General features: G+C 70.4%; 22 protein-coding genes. 18 read left to right on the top strand and 4 right to left on the bottom strand.

Features of this window, described 5'->3' with window-relative positions:
- Nucleotides 1-83: 83 nt before the first annotated feature.
- Both shbA and AMYBE_RS46290 read right to left on the bottom strand, forming a co-directional pair.
- On the bottom strand, nucleotides 84-740 hold the full coding sequence (shbA, locus tag AMYBE_RS0123035; RefSeq protein ID WP_020661751.1) for an RNA polymerase sigma factor ShbA: 657 nt from the start codon (nucleotides 738-740) through the stop codon (nucleotides 84-86).
- A gap of 325 nt (nucleotides 741-1,065) precedes the next feature.
- Nucleotides 1,066-1,533 carry a GtrA family protein gene (locus AMYBE_RS46290; protein ID WP_051124990.1) on the bottom strand — a complete coding sequence of 156 codons (468 nt, stop codon included), beginning with the start codon at nucleotides 1,531-1,533 and terminating at the stop codon, nucleotides 1,066-1,068.
- A gap of 564 nt (nucleotides 1,534-2,097) precedes the next feature.
- Here AMYBE_RS46290 and AMYBE_RS0123020 point away from each other — a divergent pair.
- On the top strand, nucleotides 2,098-2,313 hold the full coding sequence (locus tag AMYBE_RS0123020; protein WP_154676280.1) for a hypothetical protein: 216 nt from the start codon (nucleotides 2,098-2,100) through the stop codon (nucleotides 2,311-2,313).
- A 140-nt stretch (nucleotides 2,314-2,453) separates the two neighbouring features.
- Complete coding sequence (locus tag AMYBE_RS0123015) at nucleotides 2,454-2,756, top strand: iron-sulfur cluster biosynthesis protein (RefSeq protein ID WP_020661748.1); 303 nt, start codon at nucleotides 2,454-2,456, stop codon at nucleotides 2,754-2,756.
- Between the two features lie 132 nt (nucleotides 2,757-2,888).
- On the opposite strand, the gene AMYBE_RS0123010 is transcribed toward AMYBE_RS0123015, so the two are convergent.
- On the bottom strand, nucleotides 2,889-4,016 hold the full coding sequence (locus AMYBE_RS0123010) for a glycerate kinase (protein WP_020661747.1): 1,128 nt from the start codon (nucleotides 4,014-4,016) through the stop codon (nucleotides 2,889-2,891).
- Nucleotides 4,013-4,960, bottom strand: coding sequence for a 2-hydroxyacid dehydrogenase (locus AMYBE_RS0123005; protein WP_020661746.1), 948 nt, complete (start codon nucleotides 4,958-4,960; stop codon nucleotides 4,013-4,015). Before AMYBE_RS0123005 ends, AMYBE_RS0123010 begins: the two co-directional genes overlap by 4 nt.
- Nucleotides 4,961-5,470: 510 nt before the next feature.
- On the opposite strand from AMYBE_RS0123005, the gene AMYBE_RS0123000 reads away from it, so the two are divergent.
- The 16 genes from AMYBE_RS0123000 to AMYBE_RS0122925 all read left to right on the top strand — a co-directional run bounded on the left by AMYBE_RS0123000 (nucleotide 5,471) and on the right by AMYBE_RS0122925 (nucleotide 21,135).
- Entirely contained in the window at nucleotides 5,471-6,280 is an 810-nt protein-coding gene (locus tag AMYBE_RS0123000; RefSeq protein ID WP_027927915.1) for a CoA transferase subunit A, read from the top strand.
- Nucleotides 6,277-7,032, top strand: coding sequence for a CoA-transferase subunit beta (locus AMYBE_RS0122995; protein ID WP_020661744.1), 756 nt, complete (start codon nucleotides 6,277-6,279; stop codon nucleotides 7,030-7,032). The genes AMYBE_RS0123000 and AMYBE_RS0122995 overlap by 4 nt, the downstream gene beginning before the upstream one ends.
- The gene (locus AMYBE_RS0122990) at nucleotides 7,029-8,210 is read left to right on the top strand and encodes a thiolase family protein (RefSeq protein ID WP_020661743.1); all 1,182 of its coding nucleotides are present in this window, start codon (nucleotides 7,029-7,031) and stop codon (nucleotides 8,208-8,210) included. Before AMYBE_RS0122995 ends, AMYBE_RS0122990 begins: the two co-directional genes overlap by 4 nt.
- Before the next feature lie 11 nt (nucleotides 8,211-8,221).
- On the top strand, nucleotides 8,222-8,944 hold the full coding sequence (pcaH, locus tag AMYBE_RS0122985) for a protocatechuate 3,4-dioxygenase subunit beta (protein ID WP_020661742.1): 723 nt from the start codon (nucleotides 8,222-8,224) through the stop codon (nucleotides 8,942-8,944).
- Entirely contained in the window at nucleotides 8,941-9,492 is a 552-nt protein-coding gene (gene pcaG, locus AMYBE_RS0122980) for a protocatechuate 3,4-dioxygenase subunit alpha (protein WP_020661741.1), read from the top strand. The genes pcaH and pcaG overlap by 4 nt, the downstream gene beginning before the upstream one ends.
- Nucleotides 9,493-9,531: 39 nt before the next feature.
- Nucleotides 9,532-10,311, top strand: coding sequence for a 3-oxoadipate enol-lactonase (pcaD, locus tag AMYBE_RS0122975; RefSeq protein WP_020661740.1), 780 nt, complete (start codon nucleotides 9,532-9,534; stop codon nucleotides 10,309-10,311).
- The gene (gene pcaC, locus AMYBE_RS0122970) at nucleotides 10,308-10,709 is read left to right on the top strand and encodes a 4-carboxymuconolactone decarboxylase (protein ID WP_020661739.1); all 402 of its coding nucleotides are present in this window, start codon (nucleotides 10,308-10,310) and stop codon (nucleotides 10,707-10,709) included. Before pcaD ends, pcaC begins: the two co-directional genes overlap by 4 nt.
- 10 nt (nucleotides 10,710-10,719) lie before the next feature.
- Entirely contained in the window at nucleotides 10,720-11,526 is an 807-nt protein-coding gene (locus tag AMYBE_RS0122965) for an IclR family transcriptional regulator domain-containing protein (protein ID WP_020661738.1), read from the top strand.
- 7 nt (nucleotides 11,527-11,533) lie between these two features.
- A complete protein-coding gene (locus tag AMYBE_RS0122960) occupies nucleotides 11,534-12,124 on the top strand; it encodes a nucleotidyltransferase family protein (RefSeq protein ID WP_020661737.1) in 591 nt (196 codons plus the stop codon).
- A 149-nt stretch (nucleotides 12,125-12,273) separates the two neighbouring features.
- On the top strand, nucleotides 12,274-13,152 hold the full coding sequence (locus AMYBE_RS0122955; protein WP_020661736.1) for an AAA family ATPase: 879 nt from the start codon (nucleotides 12,274-12,276) through the stop codon (nucleotides 13,150-13,152).
- Nucleotides 13,153-13,833: 681 nt separating this feature from the next.
- Nucleotides 13,834-14,952 (top strand): vWA domain-containing protein, encoded by a 1,119-nt coding sequence (locus tag AMYBE_RS0122950; protein ID WP_020661735.1) that lies wholly within the window; start codon nucleotides 13,834-13,836, stop codon nucleotides 14,950-14,952.
- On the top strand, nucleotides 14,945-16,057 hold the full coding sequence (locus tag AMYBE_RS0122945) for an XdhC family protein (RefSeq protein WP_020661734.1): 1,113 nt from the start codon (nucleotides 14,945-14,947) through the stop codon (nucleotides 16,055-16,057). Before AMYBE_RS0122950 ends, AMYBE_RS0122945 begins: the two co-directional genes overlap by 8 nt.
- 481 nt (nucleotides 16,058-16,538) lie before the next feature.
- Nucleotides 16,539-17,054 carry a (2Fe-2S)-binding protein gene (locus AMYBE_RS0122940; protein WP_020661733.1) on the top strand — a complete coding sequence of 172 codons (516 nt, stop codon included), beginning with the start codon at nucleotides 16,539-16,541 and terminating at the stop codon, nucleotides 17,052-17,054.
- Nucleotides 17,054-19,444 carry a xanthine dehydrogenase family protein molybdopterin-binding subunit gene (locus tag AMYBE_RS0122935; protein WP_020661732.1) on the top strand — a complete coding sequence of 797 codons (2,391 nt, stop codon included), beginning with the start codon at nucleotides 17,054-17,056 and terminating at the stop codon, nucleotides 19,442-19,444. The genes AMYBE_RS0122940 and AMYBE_RS0122935 overlap by 1 nt, the downstream gene beginning before the upstream one ends.
- Nucleotides 19,441-20,295: an FAD binding domain-containing protein gene (locus tag AMYBE_RS0122930; RefSeq protein ID WP_020661731.1), complete on the top strand. Its 855-nt coding sequence runs from the start codon at nucleotides 19,441-19,443 to the stop codon at nucleotides 20,293-20,295. The genes AMYBE_RS0122935 and AMYBE_RS0122930 overlap by 4 nt, the downstream gene beginning before the upstream one ends.
- Before the next feature lie 123 nt (nucleotides 20,296-20,418).
- Nucleotides 20,419-21,135 (top strand): SRPBCC family protein, encoded by a 717-nt coding sequence (locus tag AMYBE_RS0122925; RefSeq protein WP_020661730.1) that lies wholly within the window; start codon nucleotides 20,419-20,421, stop codon nucleotides 21,133-21,135.
- Nucleotides 21,136-21,274 lie beyond the last annotated feature (139 nt).

The raw sequence follows: 21,274 nt of genomic DNA, 5'->3' as shown, positions 1-21,274 counted from the left end.
GGCGGCTCGTTCCAGAGTGCCTTCGCGGATGACGCGTTGTCGAGCCTGTCGCGAACGGCAAGCCGTTCGGGTGACGAGGCGGCTCAGAGGTCCAGGCCCTGCACCATTTCGCGGAGTTTGGTCAGAGCGCGATGCTGGGTGACGCGGACGTTGCCGGCCGAGATGCCGAGCGTTTCGGCGGTCTCGTTCGCGCTGAGCCCGACGACGATGCGCAGCGCGAGGATTTCCTGCTGCAGCGGGGCGAGCCGGGTGAGCAGTTCCTGCAAGCGGCTGCCGAGGTCGAGCCGCAATGCGTGCGTTTCTGGCTCGTTTCCGTGGCTGAGCGGGTGTTCCGGCAGCTCGGGCACCGGCTCGGAACGGTCGCGCGCCACCGCCCGGTAGGCGTCGGCGACCTTGTTGGCGGCGATCGCGTGCACGAGGTAGAGGAACGAACCTCCGCGGTCCTGATAGTCGGGCAGGGCCTTGAGAACCGCCATGCAGACGTCCTGGGCGACGTCGTCGGCGGACAGGTAGGACAGGTCGCGGCCGCCCATCCGGGCTCGGCAGTAGCGGGCGACGACCGGGCGGAGAACGTGCAGCAGACCGGCGATGGCGGTCCGGTCGCCCTGGCCCGCAGCGCGCACGAGCGGATCGAGGTCTTCCTTGGTCAGGCGCGCGCCGGGCCGCGGCAGCGTTTCGGGTCTTACGTACCCCGCGACACCGGAGTCCGCGCTGTGGGACGTCTTCGACGGTGCTGTCATGGTCGTCTCCCCGGCGACCCTGCGACCGTCGCTGTCTTGGGGTCAACACTCTGTGATGTTGCGGTCGCAGCTACTCCGATCGATCGAGGGGGAAGCTGTGACCGTTGCGACGCTCCGTAACTTTAAGCGGCCGGAGGCTGACCGTCCACATTTCAACTACGAATACCCCGTTAGCAGCAGTGGTCTTGACACAAACGAGACCGGGCGACGCACAGTACGAATTCGGCCTCGCAGCATGTGCGGATGGCCGGATATCCGCCTCACGAAGAGTGACGGCCACGTAGCGCGACAGAGAATGGTCGTACCGCGGGTAGCGCGGCGTTCCTTACTCCTGGTGATCTTGGGCGGCGTCGGCATCCGGCCGACGGGCGAACACCCACCACCGCAGGGCGCCGAATCGGACTACTCCGCCGACGAAGCTGGCCGCGAGCAAGGCGACAGTCTGCTGCTGCGCCGAGGGCTGCCCGGCGACAGCGTCGAGGGTGGCGAGAACGGCTGAGCCGTAGCCCGCGTAGAAGGCGAAAGTGACGAGATCCTGCAGATGCCGTTTGCCTGCCCGGCTGCTTCGCCCGGCGAACGTGACGCGCCGGTGGAATTCGGTGTTCCCGACGGTCGTGATCGCGAGTGCGGCGAGGTTCGCCCATTGCGCGCCGAACTCCGGACGGAAAACCAGGAAGAGGACGGCTTGCAGCCCGGTGGTGACGACGCCGGCGGCGAGATACCAGGCGGCGTGTCCGCCGAGTTCGTGGCGGCCGGGCGCCGGTGCGACAGCGAGGCTGGCGGCTTCCGGGATCCGCCCGCCCGGGGCGAGATGCCGGGCAGCGTGCGCGCCGGTCTCTGAGCTGCCGGTGCCGCGGAGGTTGGCGGCGGTGTCCTGTGCGAAAGTGCTCGGCTCGAAAGACCGCCTGGCATCGGTTCCGGCGCTGCCGCCGGAAGCTGTGCCGCCGTCGTTCGCCGGCTGGCGGCGATCAGGCTTGCCCGGGGTGCCGGGGGAGCGCTCCGCCGGCGGCGAACTCGTGACGGAGGTGTCCAGGCGATCGGTCACTTCGCCGTTCCCTGGCGACTGGCTTCCGACATTCCGGTCCGGCTCGGACGAGCGGTCGCCGGAAGCGCCGCCTGGCCGGTCGCTGCCGGGCACGGCGTCCTGCCCGGACGTGCGCCCGCGGCGGAGCGTGCTCCGGCCGCGAGGCACCCACCTGGTGGTGGTCATGCTGTGACGCTAACCCCGCTTCACAGAATCGTGAACTTGTTGAACCCGATGAACGGTTGTGATTCCAGCGACAGCCGTTCGGCCCGTTTCACCCGATGTCGCCTCGGGTAGCTCACCACGAACCACTCCGGACTTCGGGAGATGCCCGTGCGCGAACTCGGTGACGACCAGAGTCAAGCACCCGGTGCCGACAGCCTTCGCGCCGACCCGCTCGACACGCCCAGCCCGGCGGCCATCGCGACCGGCCCGACCGGGGAGGACGGATCCGAGCCGCCGGAGACACCCGGTCGCGGCGAACGGGTCGACCGCGGGGGCGGCACGGTCGCCGATGCGATCCGGTCAGCCATGGCCCGGAGATCGTGATCTCAAACGTGTTTGTGACCGGTTCCACCGTCGCGGCGACGGCTTCCCGCTCACACTGCGCCGCCGCCGCACCGCCCTTAGCGTGAAAAACCACCTGCAACCGACCGCGCATCCGACTGCGACGAAGGGAAGGCCGAGAGATGCTGACCGTCACCGAAGCCGCCGCCGAGGCGATCACCGCGCTGACCGCCGAGCAAGGCACTGATTCCGAACAGAGCGGCCTGCGGTTCGCCCTGCAAAGCATGGAAGGCGACGGGGCACAGCTGGCACTGTCGGTCGCCCCGTCGCCGGAGGACGGCGACCGGATCGTCGGCGCGGACGGCGGGGCGAAGGTCTTCCTCGAGCCCCAGGCCGCCGCTTTGCTCGACGACAAGGTGCTGGACGTCCAGCAGGACGAAACAGGGGATGTCGCGTTCGCAGTGCTGCCGCAGCAGTCCGCCTGAGCGTCCATGGCCTCTGTAGAGCCCTTCTAGTCCGCGCGCGATGTGAGTTGATGGCCTGCCGCACCGAGTCACCCGGCCGGCAGGCCATCTGCGCGAGTTGCCGCAGCTAGCTCTCCAGCGGCGGAGGCGGCGTCACCTCGATTGCAGCCACTCCCGGACCAGCGCTGCCGTCCGTTCGCGCAGCAGTTCCGCGGCGTGCGCCCGGGCGTAGTCCAGTGACGGTGCGTGGTCGATGAGCGCGCTGCTGCCGACCACGCCCAGTCCGGCCAGTGCGGCCGTGTCCAGCTGGATCCGGCCGGCCAGTACCAGCAGCGGGACGCCAGCCTGCCCGGCTCGCGCCGCGATGCCCGCCGGGGCTTTGCCGGCCAGCGACTGCTCGTCCAGCGAACCCTCTCCGGTGATCACGAGGTCCGCTCCGCGCAAGGCGGTGTCTACCCCGACCAGCGCCGCGATCAGGTCGAAGCCGGACTCGACGGTCGCGCCCAGCCCGGCGATCGCGCCCGCGGCGACACCGCCGCCCGCTCCGGCCCCCGGAAGGTCGGAAGCGTCCGGCGCGCCCGCCTGGACGAGCGCTTTGGCCCACTGCGACAACGCGTCGTCCAGGGTTTGCACGTCAGCCGGGCGTGCGCCCTTCTGCGGGCCGAAGACAGCAGCCGCGCCGTTCGTGCCGAGCAGCGGGTTGGTCACGTCCGTCGCGACTGCCACCGGAACCGCGCCGAGGCGTTCGCGCGCCGGGGCCAAGTCGACATTCGCGACGCGCGCCAGGGCACCGCCGCCCAGGCCCACGGGTCCGCCTGCCGAATCGACGACCGCAGCCCCCATCGCGGCGAGCATTCCGGCGCCGCCGTCGGTGCTGGCAGTGCCGCCGACGGTCAGCACGAGCCGCCGCGCGCCTCGGGCCAGGGCATCGTTCAGCAACTCGCCGACGCCCCAGGTGTGCGCGGTCAGCGCGACTTCCGGACTCGGCGTCACGAACTCGATCCCGCACGCGCGCGCCGACTCGATGTACGCCGTGCCGTCGAGCAGCACGTAGCGCGCGTCGACCGGATCGCCGAGCGGGCCGCGCACTGTCTTGCGCACCACCGAACCGCCGGCGTTCTCCAGGACTTCGAGCGTTCCCTCGCCGCCGTCCGCGACCGGGCACGCGGCGATCTCGGCATCCGGCACGACGTCGCGCACGCCTTGCGCGATCGCTTCGGTTACCTCGACCGCGGTCAAGCTCCCCTTGAACTTGTCCGGCGCGATCACGACCCGGGTCATCGGCCCGCCTCCGTCAGCGGCTCGGCGCCGGCGAGCACCGAGACGACGTTCCGCGCGGCCAGCACCGCCATCGCGGTCCGCGTTTCCACCGTCGCCGAACCGAGGTGCGGCGTCAGCACCACGTCGTCGCGATCCAGCAGCCGCGGCTGCACATCCGGTTCCTTCTCGAACACGTCCAGCGCCGCACCGGCGATCTCGCCGGCTTCGAGTGCGTCCGCCAGCGCCGCCTCGTCGACGACCGGGCCGCGCGTCATGTTCACCAGGTACGCGCTCGGCTTCATCGCCCGCAACGCGGCCGCGTCGACGAGATGTCGCGTCTGCGGCGTGAGCGGGCAGTGCAGCGACACGAAGTCCGACCGGTGCAGCAGCTCTTCGAAGGACACGAACTCGCCGTCGAAATCGGGCTTCGCGGACCGTCCCGAGTAGACGACCCGCATCCCGAACGCCGCGGCCCGGCCCGCCACCGCGCGGCCGATCTGCCCGAGCCCGACGATGCCCAGCGTCTTGCCCTGCAACCCGGACCCGCGCAGGAATCCGAGATGGAACGACCACGGCTTCCGGGCGCGCAGCAGGCGTTCGCCTTCGCCGAGCCGCCGCGAAACGGACAGCAGCAGCCCGAACGTGAGGTCCGCCGTCGCTTCGGTGAGCACGCCCGGGGTGTTGGTGACGACCACGCCGCGTTCGGCGAGTGCGCCGACGTCCACGTTGTCGTAGCCCACGGCGACGTTCGCGACGACCTTCAGCCCGGGCCCGGCCGCTTCCGCCACCGAGCCGTCGATCCGGTCGTGCAGCATCGACACCACCGCGGACGAGCCGGCCACGAATTTCCGTAGTTCCTCGGGCGTGAGCGGCCGGTCCTCCGGGGAGATCTCGACGTCGCCTGCCTCGGCGAGAACCTGTGCGGCCTCGGCTGGGATCCAGCGGGTGACAGCGATCTTGGGCATGCCGAGCAGCCTAATGCCCCGGACGTCGGCAGAGCGAGGTTCGCGCCGCAGATAGCCGCCTGAGCTGCGGGGACCGTATTCCCCGTGCTCGACGGCAGCCGTCGCCGCCGCTGACTGTTTTCCGCATCGCGGTACTGCGCAGCGAAAACCGCTCGGCCGTCGCCGTTCCGGACCGGACCGCCGCCGCGTCGCGATCGCGCGGCCGTGCGATCGTCCCGGTTCGGCTTTTCGGGTCAGACTTGTTGTCCTGAAACGGTTATCGCGGCGCAGCCAAAGCATCGCGCTCCGTTTTTCGATTGAAGACGCATTGTGCTGCGACAGCTTCCGTCCGGCTCTCGGCTGAGCCGCCCGATTCTTCCGCTCGGTCCCGCTGTCCCTCGCTTCCTTCGGCTGACCTCTCGCCCGGGCCGCCGATCCATGCTATGTTCGAATGCAGAACGAGTGTGCGCGATGCGAACACCATAACGCGGAACTGGCAGAAGCAGGAAGATCCAGACGGAAAGGCTCGTGATGGCAAGGGTGCTGTCGCTCGGCGAGGCGGTCGCCGAGCTGGTGCACGACGGGGACACGGTCGCTCTCGAGGGCTTCACGCACCTCATCCCGGTCGCGGCCGGCCACGAGATCATCCGTCAAGGCCGACGGGGTCTCACTCTCGTGCGGATGACTCCGGACATCGTCTACGACCAGCTCATCGGCGCGGGCTGCGCGAGCAAGCTGATCTTCTCCTGGGGCGGCAACCCGGGCGTCGGCTCGCTGCACCGGTTCCGCGACGCGGTCCAGCAGGGGTGGCCGGTGCCGCTGGAGATCGAGGAGCACAGCCACGCCGGCATGGCGAACCGCTACGTGGCAGGCGCTTCCGGGCTGCCGTTCGCCGTGCTGCGCGGGTACACCGGCACCGACCTTCCCGCGCAGACGGACACGATCAAGCCGATCACCTGCCCGTTCACCGGCGAGCAGCTCACCGCGGTGCCCGCGCTGAACCCGGACGTCACGATCGTGCACGCGCAGCGGGCCGACCGGGCGGGCAACGTGCAGCTGTGGGGCATCGCGGGCGTGCAGAAGGAAGCGGTGCTCGCGGCGAAGCGGTCGCTGGTCACCGTGGAAGAGGTCGTCGACGAGCTGGAACCCCGGCCGGGAGCGCTGGTCCTGCCGTCCTGGGCGGTCACCGCGGTCGCCGAGGTTCCGCGCGGGGCGGCGCCGTCGTACGCCGCCGGGTACTACGAACGAGACAACGCGGCTTATCAGGCATGGGACGCGATCGGGCGGGATCGCGCGGAGTTCGCCAAGTGGCTGGACGAGCTGACCGGGGTGACGGCATGAGCGAGTACACCGCCGACGAGATGATGAGCATCGCCGCGGCCCGTGCGCTCGGCGAAGGGATGTCCTGCTTCGTCGGGATCGGGCTGCCCAGCACCGCGGCGAACCTGGCCCGGCGCACGCACGCGCCGAACCTCACGCTGATCTACGAATCGGGCTGTCTCGGCGCGAAGCCGAGCCGGCTGCCGCTGTCGATCGGCGACGGCGAGCTGGCCGACACGGCGGACGCGGTGATCAGCGTGCCCGAGGTGTTCAACTACTGGCTCCAGCCCGGCCGGATCGACGTCGGCTTCCTCGGCGCGGCTCAGCTGGACAAGTTCGGCAACATCAACACCACGGTGATCGGCGCCGACTACCACGATCCGAAGGTGCGGCTGCCCGGCGCGGGCGGCGCGCCCGAGATCGCGGCGTCCTGCAAGGAAGTCTTCGTCGTCCTGCGGCAGAGCAAGCGGACGTTCGTGGACAAGGTCGATTTCATCACCTCGTTCGGCCATGGCTCCGGCCGGGGCGACCGGGAACGGCTCGGCCTGCGCGGCGCCGGGCCTACGCTGGTGGTCACCGACCTCGGCCTGATGCGGCCCGACCCGGAGACCGCCGAGCTGACGCTCACCGAACTGCACCCGGGGGTCGAGCTGGAGCAAGCGGTGGCAGCCACCGGGTGGACACTGAAGGCGGCCGCGGACCTCAAGACCACCCCCGCACCCACCGAACGCGAACTGACCCTGCTCCGCGAACTGAAGAAGGCCGGCGAATGAGCGACGCTTACGTACTCGACGCGATCCGCACCCCCTTCGGGCGCTACGGCGGCGCCCTGTCCGGAGTGCGCCCCGACGACCTCGCCGCGGGCGTCCTGCGCGCGCTGGCCGAGCGCAACGGGCTCGATCCGTCCACTGTGGACGAGGTGCTGCTCGGCGACGCCAACGGCGCGGGGGAGGACAACCGCAATGTGGCGCGCATGGCCGCACTGCTCGCGGGCTGGCCGACGTCGGTTCCCGGGGCGACGGTCAACCGGCTGTGCGGGTCTGGCGTCGAGGCGACTGTGCAGGCCAGCCGGGCCATCCAGGTCGGCGACGCGTCGCTGGTCGTCGCCGGCGGCGTGGAGTCGATGAGCCGCTCGCCGCTGGTGATGCCCAAGCCGGACAAGGCGTTCCCGGCCGGAAACCAGACGCTGTACAACACCGCGCTCGGCTGGCGGATGGTCAACCCGGCGATGCCGTCGCACTGGACGGTTTCCCTCGGCGAGTCCACCGAATTGCTCGCCGAACGCTACGGCATCAGCCGGGAGGAACAGGACGCGTTCGCCGCGCGCAGCCACGCGAACGCCGCCCGGGCGTGGGACGAGGGCTTCTACGACGACCACGTGGTGCCGGTCGAGGGCGTCGAGCTGACCCGGGACGAGGGCATCCGGCCGGACTCCACGGCCGAGAAGCTGGCGAAGCTGAAGACGGTGTTCCGCAAGGAAAACGGCACCGTGACGGCCGGCAACGCGTCTCCGCTGAACGACGGTGCCTCGGCGCTGCTGCTCGGCGACGAGGCCGCGGCCGAACGGCTGGGCAAGACGCCGCTCGCCCGCATCGCCGGACGGGGCGCGGCCGGAGTCGATCCCGACGTGTTCGGCATCGGGCCGGTGCGCGCCGCGGAGATCGCGATCGAGCGGGCCGGAATCGGCTGGGACGACCTCGCCGTGGTGGAGCTGAACGAGGCGTTCGCCGCGCAGTCGCTGGCGTGCCTGAAAGAATGGTCCAAGCTGGATCCGGAGATCGTGAACGTGAACGGCGGCGCCATCGCGATCGGCCACCCGCTCGGCGCGTCCGGCGGCCGGATCATCGGCGCGGTCGCGCACCAGTTGCGCCGCACCGGGGCGCGCTGGGGGCTCGCCGCCATCTGCATCGGCGTCGGCCAGGGCCTGGCCGTCGTGCTCGAGAACCGCTGAGGAGGAGCACCGTGACGACACCTCTGCCGCGATACCGGCCCGACCCGGAAGGCACGCATCCGGCGCTGGACAGTCCGCAATACCGTTCCACCGCGCTGCGGCATCCGAAGCAGCCGTTGGTCCTGCTGCCGCAGATGCTCACCGAGGTCACCGGGCCGCTGCTGGGCCCTGGCCGGATCGGCGAGCTCGACAACGATCTCACCCGCCAGCACGCGGGCGAACCGCAGGGACAGCGGATCATCGTCACCGGCCGGCTCCTCGACGGAGACGGACGGCCGATCCGCGACTCGCTCGTCGAGATCTGGCAGGCCAACGCCGGCGGCCGCTACCGGCACACCGGCGACCGCTGGCCCTCGCCGCTCGACCCGAACTTCGACGGGCTCGGCCGCACTCTCACCGACCGCGACGGGCGCTACCAGTTCACCACGATCAAGCCCGGCGCGTACCCGTGGAAGAACCACGACAACGCGTGGCGCCCGGCGCACATCCACTTCTCCGTGTTCGGCTCGGCGTTCACCCAGCGGCTGGTCACGCAGATGTACTTCCCGGACGATCCGCTGTTCTCCCAGGACCCGATCTTCAACGCGGTTCCGGACGAGAAGGCCCGGCAGCGGATGATCTCCCGGTTCGACCTCGAGCGCACCGAAGAGGAATGGGCGCTGGCGTTCCAGTTCGACATCGTGGTGCGCGGGCGCGACCAGTCGGTGTTCGAGGACGAGGAGGAAGACGAGTGAGTCTCGAAAGCACGCCCTCGCAGACGGTCGGGCCGTACCTGTCCATCGGGCTGCCGTGGGACGACGGCCCGTTCGTGGTCCCGGAAGGCACCGAAGGGGCGATCTGGATCCGCGGCGTCGTCTACGACGGCGCCGGGAACCCGGTGCCGGACGCGATGATCGAGACCTGGCAGGCCGACCCGTCCGGCGGCTTCGACCACCCGGACGACCCGCGCGGCAAGCCGGCGGCCCCGTTCCGGGCCTTCGGCCGATGCCCGACCGACGACCAAGGCCAGTACCGGATCCTGACCCTGCTGCCGGGGCCGGTGCCGGACGCCTCCGGGACCCCGCAGGCCCGGCACATCGACGTGTCGGTGTTCGCCCGCGGGTTGCTGAACCGGGTCGTCACCCGCATCTACTTCGCGGATCAGGACAACGCGGGCGACGCCGTCCTGGCGAGCGTTCCCGCGGATCGGCGGGAAACCTTGCTGGCGCGGAAAGACGGCGACGGCTACCGGTTCGACGTGCGATTGCAGGGCGAAGGCGAGACGGTTTTCTTCGCGGTCTGACCGGCCGAGGTCTCAGGAGTCCACTGTGGAGGTTCAAGCGTGAACAGCGTCCGGGTGCACCGGGTCGTCGAAGGCCCGGAGACGGGTCCGGTAGTGGTGATGTCGAACTCGCTCGGAGCCGACCACCGGATGTGGGAGCCGCAGGTCGCGCCGCTGACCGAACGCGGCTTCCGCGTGGTCCGGTACGACACGCGCGGCCACGGCGCGTCACCGGCCCCTGCCGGGCCGTACGACCAGTCCGATCTCGGCGGCGATGTGCTTGCGCTGCTCGACGAGCTCGGCATCGAGCGGGCGCACTTCGTCGGCCTGTCGCTGGGCGGGATGACGGGCATGTGGCTCGGCGTGCACGCCGGCGATCGGCTGGCGAGCCTCACGCTGTGCTGCACGTCGGCGCTGCTCGGCCCAGCGCAGATGTGGGCCGACCGGGCGCGCACAGTCCGGGCCGAGGGCACCGAGGCGGTCGCGGAGGCGAGCGTCGGGCGCTGGGTCACGCCGGGCTACGCGCAGGCACATCCGGACCAGGCCGGCTATCTGCGCGAAATGGTCGGAGCCCAGTCGGACGAGGGGTACGCCGAGTGCTGCGGCGCGATCGAGCGGATGGACCTCACCGGAGACCTGCCGAAGATCTCGGTGCCGACGCTGGTGATCGCCGGCGCGGAAGACCCGTCGACGCCCGCCGAAACCCACGGCAAGGTCATCGCGGCCGGCATTCCCGGCGCACGGCTGGAGATCGTCGAGTCCGCCGCGCATCTGGGCAACTTCGAGCAGCCGGGCGAGTTCACCCGGCTGATCCTCGGGCAGATCGAAGGGCAGCGATGACCGGAGACCGCTACGACGCGGGCATGCGGGTGCGCCGCGAGGTGCTCGGGGACGAGCACGTGGACCGGGCGGTCGCGCGGACCACCGAGTTCAGCAAGCCGTTCCAGGAGTACATCACCGAGGCGGCCTGGGGCTCGGTGTGGACGCGCGACGGGCTCGACCGGCGGACCCGCAGCTGCATCACGCTGGCCGCGCTCACCGCACTGCACTGCCACGACGAGCTGGCGATGCACGTCCGCGCGGCAGTGCGCAACGGCCTCACCGCGGAGGAGATCCGCGAGGTTCTGCTGCACACCGGCGTCTACGCGGGAGTGCCGGCGGCGAACACCGCGATCGGCATCGCCCAGCGGGTGCTCGCCGAGCTGGGAGAACCCACCGCCCAGCCCCCAGCCGGATAGGGTTCGCCGCATGGAATCCGAGGAGCAGGCCGAACGCGGTGCGCATCACGTGCAGTCGCTGGAGCGCGGGCTGGCGGTGATCAAGGCGTTCAGCGCCGAGGCGCCGCATCGGACGCTCAGCGACGTTGCGCGTGTCACCGGGCTGACGCGAGCGGCCGCGCGCCGGTTCCTGCTGACGCTCGTCGACCTCGGGTACGTCCGCACCGACGGCAAGTACTTCTCGCTCACCGCCCGGGTGCTGGAACTCGGTTACGCCTACCTGTCCAGCCTGAGCTTGTCCGAGATCGCGCAGCCGCACCTGGAGCGGCTGTCCGCGGAAGTGCACGAATCGAGCTCGGTGTCGGTTCTGGAGATCACCGACATCGTGTACGTGGCGCGCGTCGCGGTTTCGCGGATCATGACCGTGAGCATCAACGTCGGCACGCGGTTTCCGGCGCACGCGACGTCGATGGGGCACGTGCTGCTCGCGGACATGGACCCGACCGAGCTGAAGGCGTATTTCGTCATCGCCGACCTCGACAGGCTGACGCCGCGTACGCTCACCCACCAGGCCGCGCTGGAGGCCGAACTGGCGCGCGTGCGGAAGCAGGGCTGGGCGATGGTCGACCAGGAACTCGAGGAGGGCCTGCGTTCGGTCGCCGCGCCGATCCGCAACCGGGCCGGCCGCGCGGTGGCCGCGGTGAACATCTCCACGCACGCCAGCCGGACGTCCGTGGAGACAGTCCGCACCGAACTCGTGCCGCGCCTGCTCGCCACCGCCACCGCCATTTCGGAAGACCTCGCCGCGGCGTCGCCCGGCCAGGCGATCCAGGGCTGAGGCGCGGATGTCCGAGCCAGTTGCCGGGCTGCTGCTCGCCGCCGGGGCGGGGCGGCGGTTCGGCGGGCCCAAAGCGCTGGTCGAGTACGACGGGGAACCGCTGGTCCAGCGTGCGGTGCGGAACCTGGCCGAGGCGGGCTGCGCTTCGGTTCGGGTCGTGCTCGGCGCATCCGCTCAGCAGGTGCGGGAGTTGCTGCCGCCAGACGTCAGGCCGGTGTTCGCCGAGCGGTGGCAGGACGGGATGGGCGAGTCGCTGAAAGCCGGGCTCGAGTCTCTTTCGGACGACCCGGCGGCCGCGGTGCTGGTGCACTTGGTGGACCTGCCGTGGGTGCCGGCCGAGGCACTGGCGCGGATCGCAGGCACCGCTGGGGAGCAGGTCGTGGCCAGAGCCGCATACCAGGGAATTCCCGGGCATCCAGTGCTCTTCGGGCGGCGGTGGTGGGCCGAGATCGCGGCGTCGGCGCGCGGCGACCACGGGGCGCGGGACTGGCTGCGCGGCCGGACCGATGTCCAGCTGATCGAGTGCGGCGACCTCGGCAGCGGCAGCGATGTCGACCGTCCGGCAGACTTGACTGGCCCAGGCCCGGAACGGCGCTGACCCGGGCCGGCGCTTCGGCTCGACCGCGGCCGCCCGGCCCGCTCCGGTATGAGCACGGCCCGAACCGGCCGGGGCAGTGGCCAAGCCGGTTCGCGAACGGATCGGCGGCGAACGGCGCAATCGACAGTCGCGGCTTTACGATCGGGAGTGTGACAGAGCCCCTCTCCTCGCCCGACGCGCTCGCGGCCGCCCTCGACACCACTGGTTACCTCGCCGACGAGGGGCTGGCCACCGCGGGATTCCTCGCGGTGCAGATGCAGCGCCCGCTGTTCTGCGAAGGCGAGCCAGGCACCGGGAAGACCTCACTGGCGCTCGCGTTGGCCGAGGCGCTGAAGTGGCCGCTTGTGCGACTCCAATGCCACGAGGGCATCGACGCCGCGCAAGCCCTCTACGAATGGGATTTCCCCCGCCAACTGCTGCACCTGCGCGCGCTCGAAGCCGCCGACGGCGGACGGCTCGATCCGGAATCCGCCGAACGGTCCCTGTACACCGAGCGGTTCCTGCTGGCCCGCCCCCTTCTGCAAGCGTTGAAGACGTCGCCGTGTGTGCTGCTCATCGACGAGATCGACCGTGCGGACGACGAGTTCGAGGCGTTCCTGCTGCAGCTGCTGGACGAGTACGCAGTCACCATTCCGGAGTACGGGGAGGTGCGCGCCGAGCAGCCGCCGCTGGTCGTGCTGACGTCCAACCGCACTCGCGAGGTGCATGACGCGCTCAAGCGCCGCTGCCTGTACCACTGGCTCGAACACCCCGATCTCGCCCGCGAGATCAGCATCCTGCGCCGCCGGCTGCCAGGCATCGGCGAGACGCTCGCGCGGCAGATCGCCGACGCGGTGCACCGGCTGCGCGCGATGGACCTGCTCAAACCGCCCGGGGTCGCCGAATCCTTGGACTGGGCGCGCGCCTTGCTCGCCCTCAACCAGGACGAACTCGACGCCGCGACCGCTGCGCGCACCCTCGGCGCGGTGCTGAAGTACAGCGAGGATCTCGACCGCGTGCGAGCGAAACTGGACACGCTGTTCTCGTGATCGTGTCCATCGTGTCCATTGTGGACGTTTGAGCTAATTGGCGTTGCGCCGGGCGGCGCGTCCGGTCATGCTTGACCGGTCGATGAATGATCGTGCGACTGCGCCGGAGGGAGGGTTCGTGACCGACGTCGTCCGGACTGCCCTCCCGGCCGTCCGCTGACTCCAGTTCTTTTCTGAAGGTTCCGCGCGCCCGCCCTGCGCTACCGGGGTCGGCCGCCGCGCGCAACCACGGTCCGCGCGCGCCGTCCCGGAGGCGGGATGGTGCGCGCGGACCGCCCTAACCCGCGCCCGGAAAGGCTGCGGACCGCCCTAACTTGCGCTCGGGAAGGCTGCCGCCCGTCGCAGCTTTGCGCGGGGAAAGGCCGCGGCCTGCGCTGCCGCCAGCGCCAGTGCCGGTAGCGGGGGAAGATCCGGCGGAACATTCGAGCCGCTCGACCGGTTCCATCAAAGTGGCGCCTGCACCCAACACCGCCGGGCTGGAGCAGCTCCAACCCGGCCGCCGCCCTGCCCGGAACCGCCGCCGGCCAGACCGTCCCGTCGGACCACGACACCGACTCGCGGCCTTCGGCGGGCAAAGCCCCTATCGCCGTGCCCGCCGCCGCTTCGGCGCGCGATTCCGCGAAGCGAAATCCTGCGGCTGGGCGCGCCGCGGGTTCTCAGCCGAGGGTCACAATGGATCCCATGAGCACCGAAGTCGCTGACCCTCTCGCCGGTTACGCCGGGTTCGCCGCGGCGTTGCGGGAAGCGGGCGTCGCGTGCAACGCGCGCCGGGTTCAGGCGTACCTGTCGGCCGTCGCGAAGGTCGACGTCGCGCAGCGTGTCCAGCTGTACTGGGCAGGCCGGCTCACCCTCTGCTCCGACCCGGACGACCTGGCCCGGTACGAGGAAGCGTTCGCGCGGTGGTTCGAGGGCGCCGACCGGCCGAACGCCACGGCGGGGACTCCGGTCAAGAAGCAGGCTCGGATCGCGCCGCTGGTCGCCGCCGAGGGCGGGGACGGAGACAGTGCCGAGGCCGCGCACGACACGCTTCGCGTCGCGGCGAGCGACCACGAGATTCTCCGGCATCGGGATCTCGCCGACCTGACCAAGTCGGAACGGGCTCATCTGCGGGAGTTGCTGGCGACATTGCGTCCCGTGCTCCCGAAGCGCCGCGCTGCCCGGCGGGCGTCTGCGCATCGCGGCGCGCTCGATCCGGCACGGACGCTGCGGGCCATGCTCGCGGCCGGCGGCGAGCCGGTCCGGCTGGCGCATTACCGGCGGGGGACACGGGCGCGGAAGGTCGTTCTGCTGATCGACGTTTCCGGTTCGATGAGCCCGTACGCGGACGCGTTGCTGCGGTTCGCGCACGTCGTCGCGCGGTCGTCGCCGATGTCGGTCGAGGTCTTCACGCTGGGCACGCGGATGACCCGGGTGTCCCGGCAGCTGCGGCAGCGCGACCCGGAGCAGGCGATGCTCGCGGCCGGCACCGCGGTGCCGGATTTCGCCGGCGGGACGCGGCTGGGCGAGACGCTGCGCGTCTTTCTCGACCGCTGGGGGCAGCGCGGGTTCGCCCGGCGTGCAGTCGTCACCGTGTTCTCCGACGGGTGGGAGCGCGGCGACGTCAGCCTGCTGTCCGAACAGCTCGGCAGGCTGCGCCGGCTCGCGCACGCCGTATTCTGGGTGAATCCGCACGCGGGACGCGACGGCTATGCTCCGGTCCAATCCGGCATCGTGGCCGCACTGCCGCACATCGACCGGTTGCTCGCCGGGCACAGCCTGGCGACCTTGGAACGACTCCTCGGGGAGATTGCCGATGCGTGACGTATTGGACGACGTGTACCGCCGCTGGCAGGCGGGCGAAACGGTCGGGCTCGGCACAGTCGTGGCCACCTTCTCGTCGGCGCCGCGGTCGCCGGGCGCGTCGATGATGGTCGCGCCGGACGGCACCGTCGTCGGCAGCGTGTCCGGCGGCTGCATCGAAGGCGCGGTGTACGAGCTGGCCAACGAGGTGGTCGCGGAGCGCAAGCCGGTGCTGCAGCGTTATGGCGTGAGCGACGACGACGCGTTCGCGGTGGGCCTGACCTGCGGCGGGATCATCGACATCTACGTCGAGCCGGTGGACCGCGAGTCGATGCCCGAGCTGGAACGCGTCGTCGAGTCGGTGCGCGGCGGCGAGCCGGTCGCGGTGGTCACGATCGTGGAGCACGAGACGGCCGGGCTGGTCGGCGAGCACATGATCGTGTGGCCGGACCGGACCGAAGGAACGCTCGGCTCGTCCCGGATGGACGACGCGGTCGCGGACGACGCGCGCGGGCTGCTCGCCTCCGGACGCACCGGCACCCTGCACTACGGACCGGACGGCCAGCGCCGCGGCGAGGGAATGGCGGTGTTCGTGAACTCGTTCGAACCGCCGCCGCGACTGCTTGTGTTCGGTGCCATCGATTTCGCGGCCGCGATGGCCCGGATGGGTGCTTATCTCGGCTACCAGGTGACGGTCTGCGACGCACGCCCGGTGTTCGCGACCAGCAGCCGGTTCCCGGACGCGCACGAGGTCGTCGTCGACTGGCCGCACCGTTACCTGAAGGCCGAAGCCGAAGCGGGCCGGATCGACTCGCGCACGGCGATCGCGGTGCTGACGCACGACCCGAAGTTCGACGTGCCGCTGCTGGAAGTCGCGTTGCGCCTGGACGTCGGGTACGTCGGCGCGATGGGCTCCCGCAAGACGCACGACGATCGCTTCGCACGGCTGCGCGACGCGGGCATCACGGAGCCGGAGCTGGAACGGCTGTCGTCGCCGATCGGCCTCGACCTGGGCGCGCGCACCCCGGAGGAAACCGCGGTGTCGATCGCGGCGGAGATCATCGCGCTGCGCTGGAGCGGAACGGGACGGCGGCTCGGAGCGTTGACCGGGCGGATCCACACCTGACGCCTCGCGGCGGGGAGAAAGTGATGCTGTCGTGATGCTTGGGCGGCCGGCAGCCAGTTTGCTGGTCGGTCCGTGAAGGGCCCCTTGCGGGAATCCAAGTCCCTCAAGGGGCCCTTCACGGACAGGCCAGCGGACCGTTTCGCGCCTCATCGCGCCGTTTCCCCGGCAATCGCTGCATAATCGCGTCACCACCGCACCGTCGGTGAACTCCGCACCCGAAAGCGGCCCTCTGCGCGAAGATCCGTCCGCACTTCTGGCGGCGGAAAAATCACCCGTCCGGAGTCCCGCATGTGCGGATCCAGTCGCGAAAAGTTCCCGCAAATACGGAACCGACCTCCTGACGTGCGACAACGGGACTTGTCCGCGCGCGAAAGGAGTAGCACGCTCGCCTGTGAGGCCGATCACCACCGCGCCTTGGCCGTTCCCGAACCGGCCCGCCGCCCTTCCGGGCCTGGCGGGCATTTGCACTTGGAGGCCCTTGATGCGCATCACCGTCACTGTCGACGGCACGAAATACACCGATGACGTCGAGCCGCGCACCCTGCTCGTCCACTACTTACGGGAACGCGTCGGGAAGGTGGGCACCGTCGTCGGGTGTGACACCAGCAACTGCGGCGCGTGCACCGTCCACCTCGACGGGCACAGCGTGAAATCCTGCTCCGTGCTGGCTGTGCAAGCCGACGGCAGCGAGGTCACCACCGTCGAGGGCCTCGCCCGCGACGGGCAGCTGCACCCGGTCCAGCAAGCGTTTCACGACAACCACGCGCTGCAGTGCGGGTACTGCACCCCCGGCATGATCATGCAGTCGATCGACCTCCTGGCCGACAACCCGGACCCGGACGAGCAAGCGGTACGCGAAGGACTCGAAGGCAATCTCTGCCGCTGCACTGGGTATCAGAACATCGTTCGCGCGGTGCGGGACGCGGCGGGGCGGATGAGCCCGGGCGCCGGGCCGGCCGCGGAGAAGATCAACCACGTCGGCGTGGGTGGTGAATGATGACGGCCACGATCGAACCCGAAGTCGGCAAAGCCCGTCGCCGCAAGGAAGACGAGCGGTTGATCACCGGACGCACCCGGTGGACGGACAACATCGTGCTGCCCGGAATGCTGCACCTCGCGGTGCTGCGCAGTCCGTTGGCGCACGCGAAGATCGTTTCGATCGACACGTCGGCGGCCAAGGAAGCGGCCGGGGTGGTCGCGGTTTACACGGCGCGCGATCTTGATCCGGAAGGCGCGATCGGGATGCCGTGCGCGTGGCCGATCACCCCGGACATGGCCGCGCCGCGACGTCCCGTCCTCGCTGCGGACCAGGTCAATTTCGCTGGTGAGGGCGTGGCCGTCGTCGTCGCGCGGTCGGCGAGCGAGGCGCGCGACGCGCTGGAGGCCATTGAAGTCGAGTACGACGACCTGCCGCCGGTGCTCGACATGGAAACGGCGCTCGCGGACGGTGCTCCGCTCGTGCACGAGGAGCTGGGCAGCAACAAGAACGCATTGTGGGTGTTCGACTCCGCCGAGGCGGGCACGGGCGGCAATGTCGAAGAAGCACTGTCCTCTTCGGAAGTCGTGCTGAAGCGCCGGTTCCGGCAGCAGCGCCTGGTCCCGGCGTTCATGGAGCCGCGCGCTTGCGTGGTCGATCCGACCGGTGCGCAGATCACCATGTGGTCGGCGACCCAGGTTCCGCACATCCTGCGCGTGATGTCCGCCTTGACGCTGGGCATCCCGGAGCACAAGGTGCGCGTCATCGCGCCGGACGTCGGCGGGGGCTTCGGCGGCAAGATCGGGGTGCTGCCCGAGGAAATGATGGCCATGCTGGTCGCCAGGAAGCTCGGCAAACCGGTGAAGTGGAACGAATCCCGGTCCGAGACCATGCTTGCCGCGCACCACGGCCGGGACCAGATCCAGGACATCACCATCTCGGCGAAGGCGGACGGCACGGTCACCGGGCTGAAAGTGGAGCTGCTGGCCAACCTCGGCGCCTACAACGGCCTGGTCGGGCCGGGCGTGCCGATCCTCGGCGCGTTCATGTTCAACGCGATCTACAAGTTCCCGGCCTACCACTTCGCCTGCACCAACGTGTTCACCACGACCACGCTCACCGACGCCTACCGCGGCGCGGGCCGTCCGGAAGCGACGTTCGCGATCGAGCGGATCATGGACGAGCTCGCCGACGAACTGGGCATGGATCCCGTGGAGCTGCGCGAGAAGAACTGGATCAAGCACGAGGAATTCCCGTACACCACGGTCTGCGGGCTCACCTACGACTCCGGCAACTACGAAGCCGCGACGAACAAGGCGAAGGAACTCTTCGGCTACGACGCGCTGCGCCGCGAGCAGAAGGAACGCCGTGAATCGAACGACCCGGTGCAGCTCGGCATCGGCATCTCGACGTTCACCGAAATGTGCGGTCTCGCGCCGTCCCGGGTGCTCGGTTCGCTCGACTACGGCGCGGGCGGCTGGGAGTACGCGTCGCTGCGGATGCTGCCCACCGGCAAGGTCGAGGTCACCACGGGCGCGTCGGCGCACGGCCAAGGGCACGAGACGGCGTGGAGCCAGATCGTCGCCGACCAGCTGGGCGTGCCGTTCGAAGACGTGGAAGTGCTGCACGGCGACACGCAGTCGTCGCACAAGGGGCTCGACACCTACGGGTCGCGTTCGCTGGTCGTCGGCGGCATCGCGGTCGTCAAGGCGGCCGAAAAGGTGGTCGCGAAGGCGAAGCCGATCGCCGCGCACCTGCTGGAGTGCTCGGAGGACGACCTGGAGTTCTCCGGCGGCAAGTTCACCGTGAAGGGCACGGATTCGTCGACGTCCATCCAGGAGATCGCGCTCGCCGTGTTCGCCGCGCACAACCTCCCGGACGGGCTCGAACCCTCGCTCGACTCGGACGCCACCTTCGACCCGGAGAACTTCTCTTTCCCGCACGGCACGCACCTGTGCGCGGCCGAAGTGGACACCGAGACCGGACAGGTGAAGCTGCGCTCCTACGTCTGCGTGGACGACGTCGGCAACGTGGTCAACCCGCTGATCGTGGAAGGCCAGGTGCACGGCGGGCTCGCCCAGGGCATCGCGCAGGCGCTGTACGAGGAGGCCGTGCACGATGAGAGCGGCACGCTCACCACCGGCACGTTCGCCGACTACCTGCTGCCGTCCGCGGCGGACCTGCCGTCGTTCACGACCGACCGGACGGAGACTCCGTCGACCACGAACCCGTTGGGCGCCAAGGGCGTCGGCGAGGCGGGCACGATCGCGTCCACGCCGGCAGTGGTCAACGCCGTGGTCGACGCGGTGCGCCAGTTCGGGGTGAACGACATCGAAATGCCGCTCAGTCCGATGCGCGTATGGCGCGCGATCCAGTCCGGCGCTGCTTCGACCGACGGAGGTGCCCAGTGATCCCGGCCCAGTTCGACTACGTCGCTCCGTCCACCGTGGACGAAGCCGTGCAGGCGCTCGCGGCGGCGGGCGAGGACGCGAAGGTGCTGGCCGGCGGGCAAAGCCTGCTGCCGGTGCTGCGGATGCGGCTCGCCGCGCCGACAACGCTGATCGATCTCGGCAAGGTCGCCGAAATGCGCGGCGTGCGCGAGGACGGCGACGCGCTGGTGGTCGGTGCGATGACGACGCATTACGACGTGCAGCGCGACCGGCTGATCGCCGAGCACGCCGCGCTGGTGAAGGAAGCCACCGACACCGTCGCGGACCCGCAGGTGCGCCACCGCGGCACGTTCGGCGGTGCGATCGCGCATGCGGACCCGGCAGGCGACCTGCTGGCTCCCGTGCTCGCACTGGACGGCGAGCTGGTGCTGGCCGGCCCGAACGGGCGGCGGACGGTCTCGGCGGCGGAGTTCTTCCAGGACTACTTCACCACCGCGCTGGCGCCGGACGAGCTGCTCGTGGAGGTGCGGCTGCCGAAACACACCGGCTGGCGGGCGCACTACGAGAAGTTCAACCGGGTCGCGCAAGCCTGGTCGATGTGCGCGGTGGCGGCCACCGTGCGCACCGAGGGCGGCGTGATCGAGGAGGCCCGGGTCGCGCTCACGAACATGGGCGCGACGCCGATCCGGGCCACCAGCGTGGAGCAGGCGCTGCTCGGCGCGCCGGCTACCGCGGAGACGATCCGCGCGGCCGCCGCGCACGCGGCCGACGGCACCAACCCGGTCGCCGACGGCAATTCCGACGCCGAGTACCGCCAGCATCTCGTCCGGGTGCTGACCGGACGCGCCGTCGCGGCCGCGGTGGGCGCCTGATCGTTCCGGGAAGGACTCGTTGCGGGAATTCCTCCAACGAGTCCTTCCCGGACCACTTCGCGGGCGGCGGCCGTAAGGTGGAGGCAACGGCTCGACGAAGTGCGCAGGAGAGGAGGTCGGCCCGTGCGGCTCGACCACGAATTCACCGTCCCCGCCCCGATCGGGGAGGTCTGGCAGGCCGTCATCGACCCGGAGCGGGTTGCCCCGTGCATGCCCGGGGCCTCGCTCACCAAGGTGGAAGGGGACACCTTCTCAGGCACGGTGAAGGTCAAGCTGGGGCCGATCTCGTTGCTGTACAAGGGACACGGTGAGTTCCTGGAGAAGGACGAGGCGGCCCGGAAGGTCGTGATCAAGGCGTCCGGGAAAGACGCCCGGGGCGGCGGCACCGCGGCCGCGACCGTCACGCTGACGCTGAGCGAGCGGGACGGCGGGACGCACGGGGCGGTCGCCACGGACCTGGCGATCACCGGGCGGCCGGCGCAGTTCGGGCGCGGGCTGATTTCCGAGGTCGGCGGGAAGATCCTGGATACTTTCGCGGGGAACCTGGCTGCTTCTTTGACCGGGCCGGAGGAGGCTCCGGCTGAGGAAGCGAAGCCGGTTGAAGCTGTTCCGGCCGCGAGCGAGAAGGCGGCGGAAAAGCCGGTCGCGGAGAAGCCGGCCGAGGAGGAGAAGCCGCGGTTGCGCAGCGTGCCCGCCGGTGGGGCTACCGGCGAGGCGGAAGCGATCGACCTGCTGGATTATGCGGGACAGTCGGTGGCCAAGCGGGTTGCTCCGGTGGCGATCGGGGTCGTCTTGCTGGTGGTTCTGGTGGCGGTGCTGCGGAAGTTGCGGCGGCGCTGACTGCCTGACCCCGGACCACGTCCGGGCACTGGCCTTCGGGTCGGCTGGGGCCGCGTGTCCGTGAAGGGCCCCTTGCCGGAATCAGATTCCGGCAAGGGGCCCTTCACGGCCTCCGTGGGCCGGTGGCTGTGCCCGGTTG

It is taken from the genome of Amycolatopsis benzoatilytica AK 16/65 (assembly GCF_000383915.1).
In the GTDB taxonomy this organism is placed as follows: Bacteria; Actinomycetota; Actinomycetes; order Mycobacteriales; family Pseudonocardiaceae; genus Amycolatopsis; species Amycolatopsis benzoatilytica.
This window is presented reverse-complemented; position numbering and strand designations above follow the sequence as displayed.

Bases quoted from the DNA above. Each gene is read 5' to 3' on its own strand.
- AMYBE_RS0122960 (WP_020661737.1), top strand. From the start codon at position 11,534: ATGTCCGAGCCAGTTGCCGGGCTGCTGCTCGCCGCCGGGGCGGGGCGG.
- shbA (WP_020661751.1), bottom strand. From the start codon at position 740: ATGACAGCACCGTCGAAGACGTCCCACAGCGCGGACTCCGGTGTCGCG.
- AMYBE_RS0123010 (WP_020661747.1), bottom strand. From the start codon at position 4,016: ATGACCCGGGTCGTGATCGCGCCGGACAAGTTCAAGGGGAGCTTGACC.
- AMYBE_RS0122935 (WP_020661732.1), top strand. From the start codon at position 17,054: ATGACGGCCACGATCGAACCCGAAGTCGGCAAAGCCCGTCGCCGCAAG.
- AMYBE_RS0123005 (WP_020661746.1), bottom strand. From the start codon at position 4,960: ATGCCCAAGATCGCTGTCACCCGCTGGATCCCAGCCGAGGCCGCACAG.
- AMYBE_RS0123000 (WP_027927915.1), top strand. From the start codon at position 5,471: ATGGCAAGGGTGCTGTCGCTCGGCGAGGCGGTCGCCGAGCTGGTGCAC.
- AMYBE_RS0123015 (WP_020661748.1), top strand. From the start codon at position 2,454: ATGCTGACCGTCACCGAAGCCGCCGCCGAGGCGATCACCGCGCTGACC.
- AMYBE_RS0122950 (WP_020661735.1), top strand. From the start codon at position 13,834: ATGAGCACCGAAGTCGCTGACCCTCTCGCCGGTTACGCCGGGTTCGCC.
- pcaC (WP_020661739.1), top strand. From the start codon at position 10,308: ATGACCGGAGACCGCTACGACGCGGGCATGCGGGTGCGCCGCGAGGTG.
- AMYBE_RS0122965 (WP_020661738.1), top strand. From the start codon at position 10,720: ATGGAATCCGAGGAGCAGGCCGAACGCGGTGCGCATCACGTGCAGTCG.
- AMYBE_RS0122940 (WP_020661733.1), top strand. From the start codon at position 16,539: ATGCGCATCACCGTCACTGTCGACGGCACGAAATACACCGATGACGTC.
- AMYBE_RS0122945 (WP_020661734.1), top strand. From the start codon at position 14,945: ATGCGTGACGTATTGGACGACGTGTACCGCCGCTGGCAGGCGGGCGAA.
- AMYBE_RS0122995 (WP_020661744.1), top strand. From the start codon at position 6,277: ATGAGCGAGTACACCGCCGACGAGATGATGAGCATCGCCGCGGCCCGT.
- AMYBE_RS0122990 (WP_020661743.1), top strand. From the start codon at position 7,029: ATGAGCGACGCTTACGTACTCGACGCGATCCGCACCCCCTTCGGGCGC.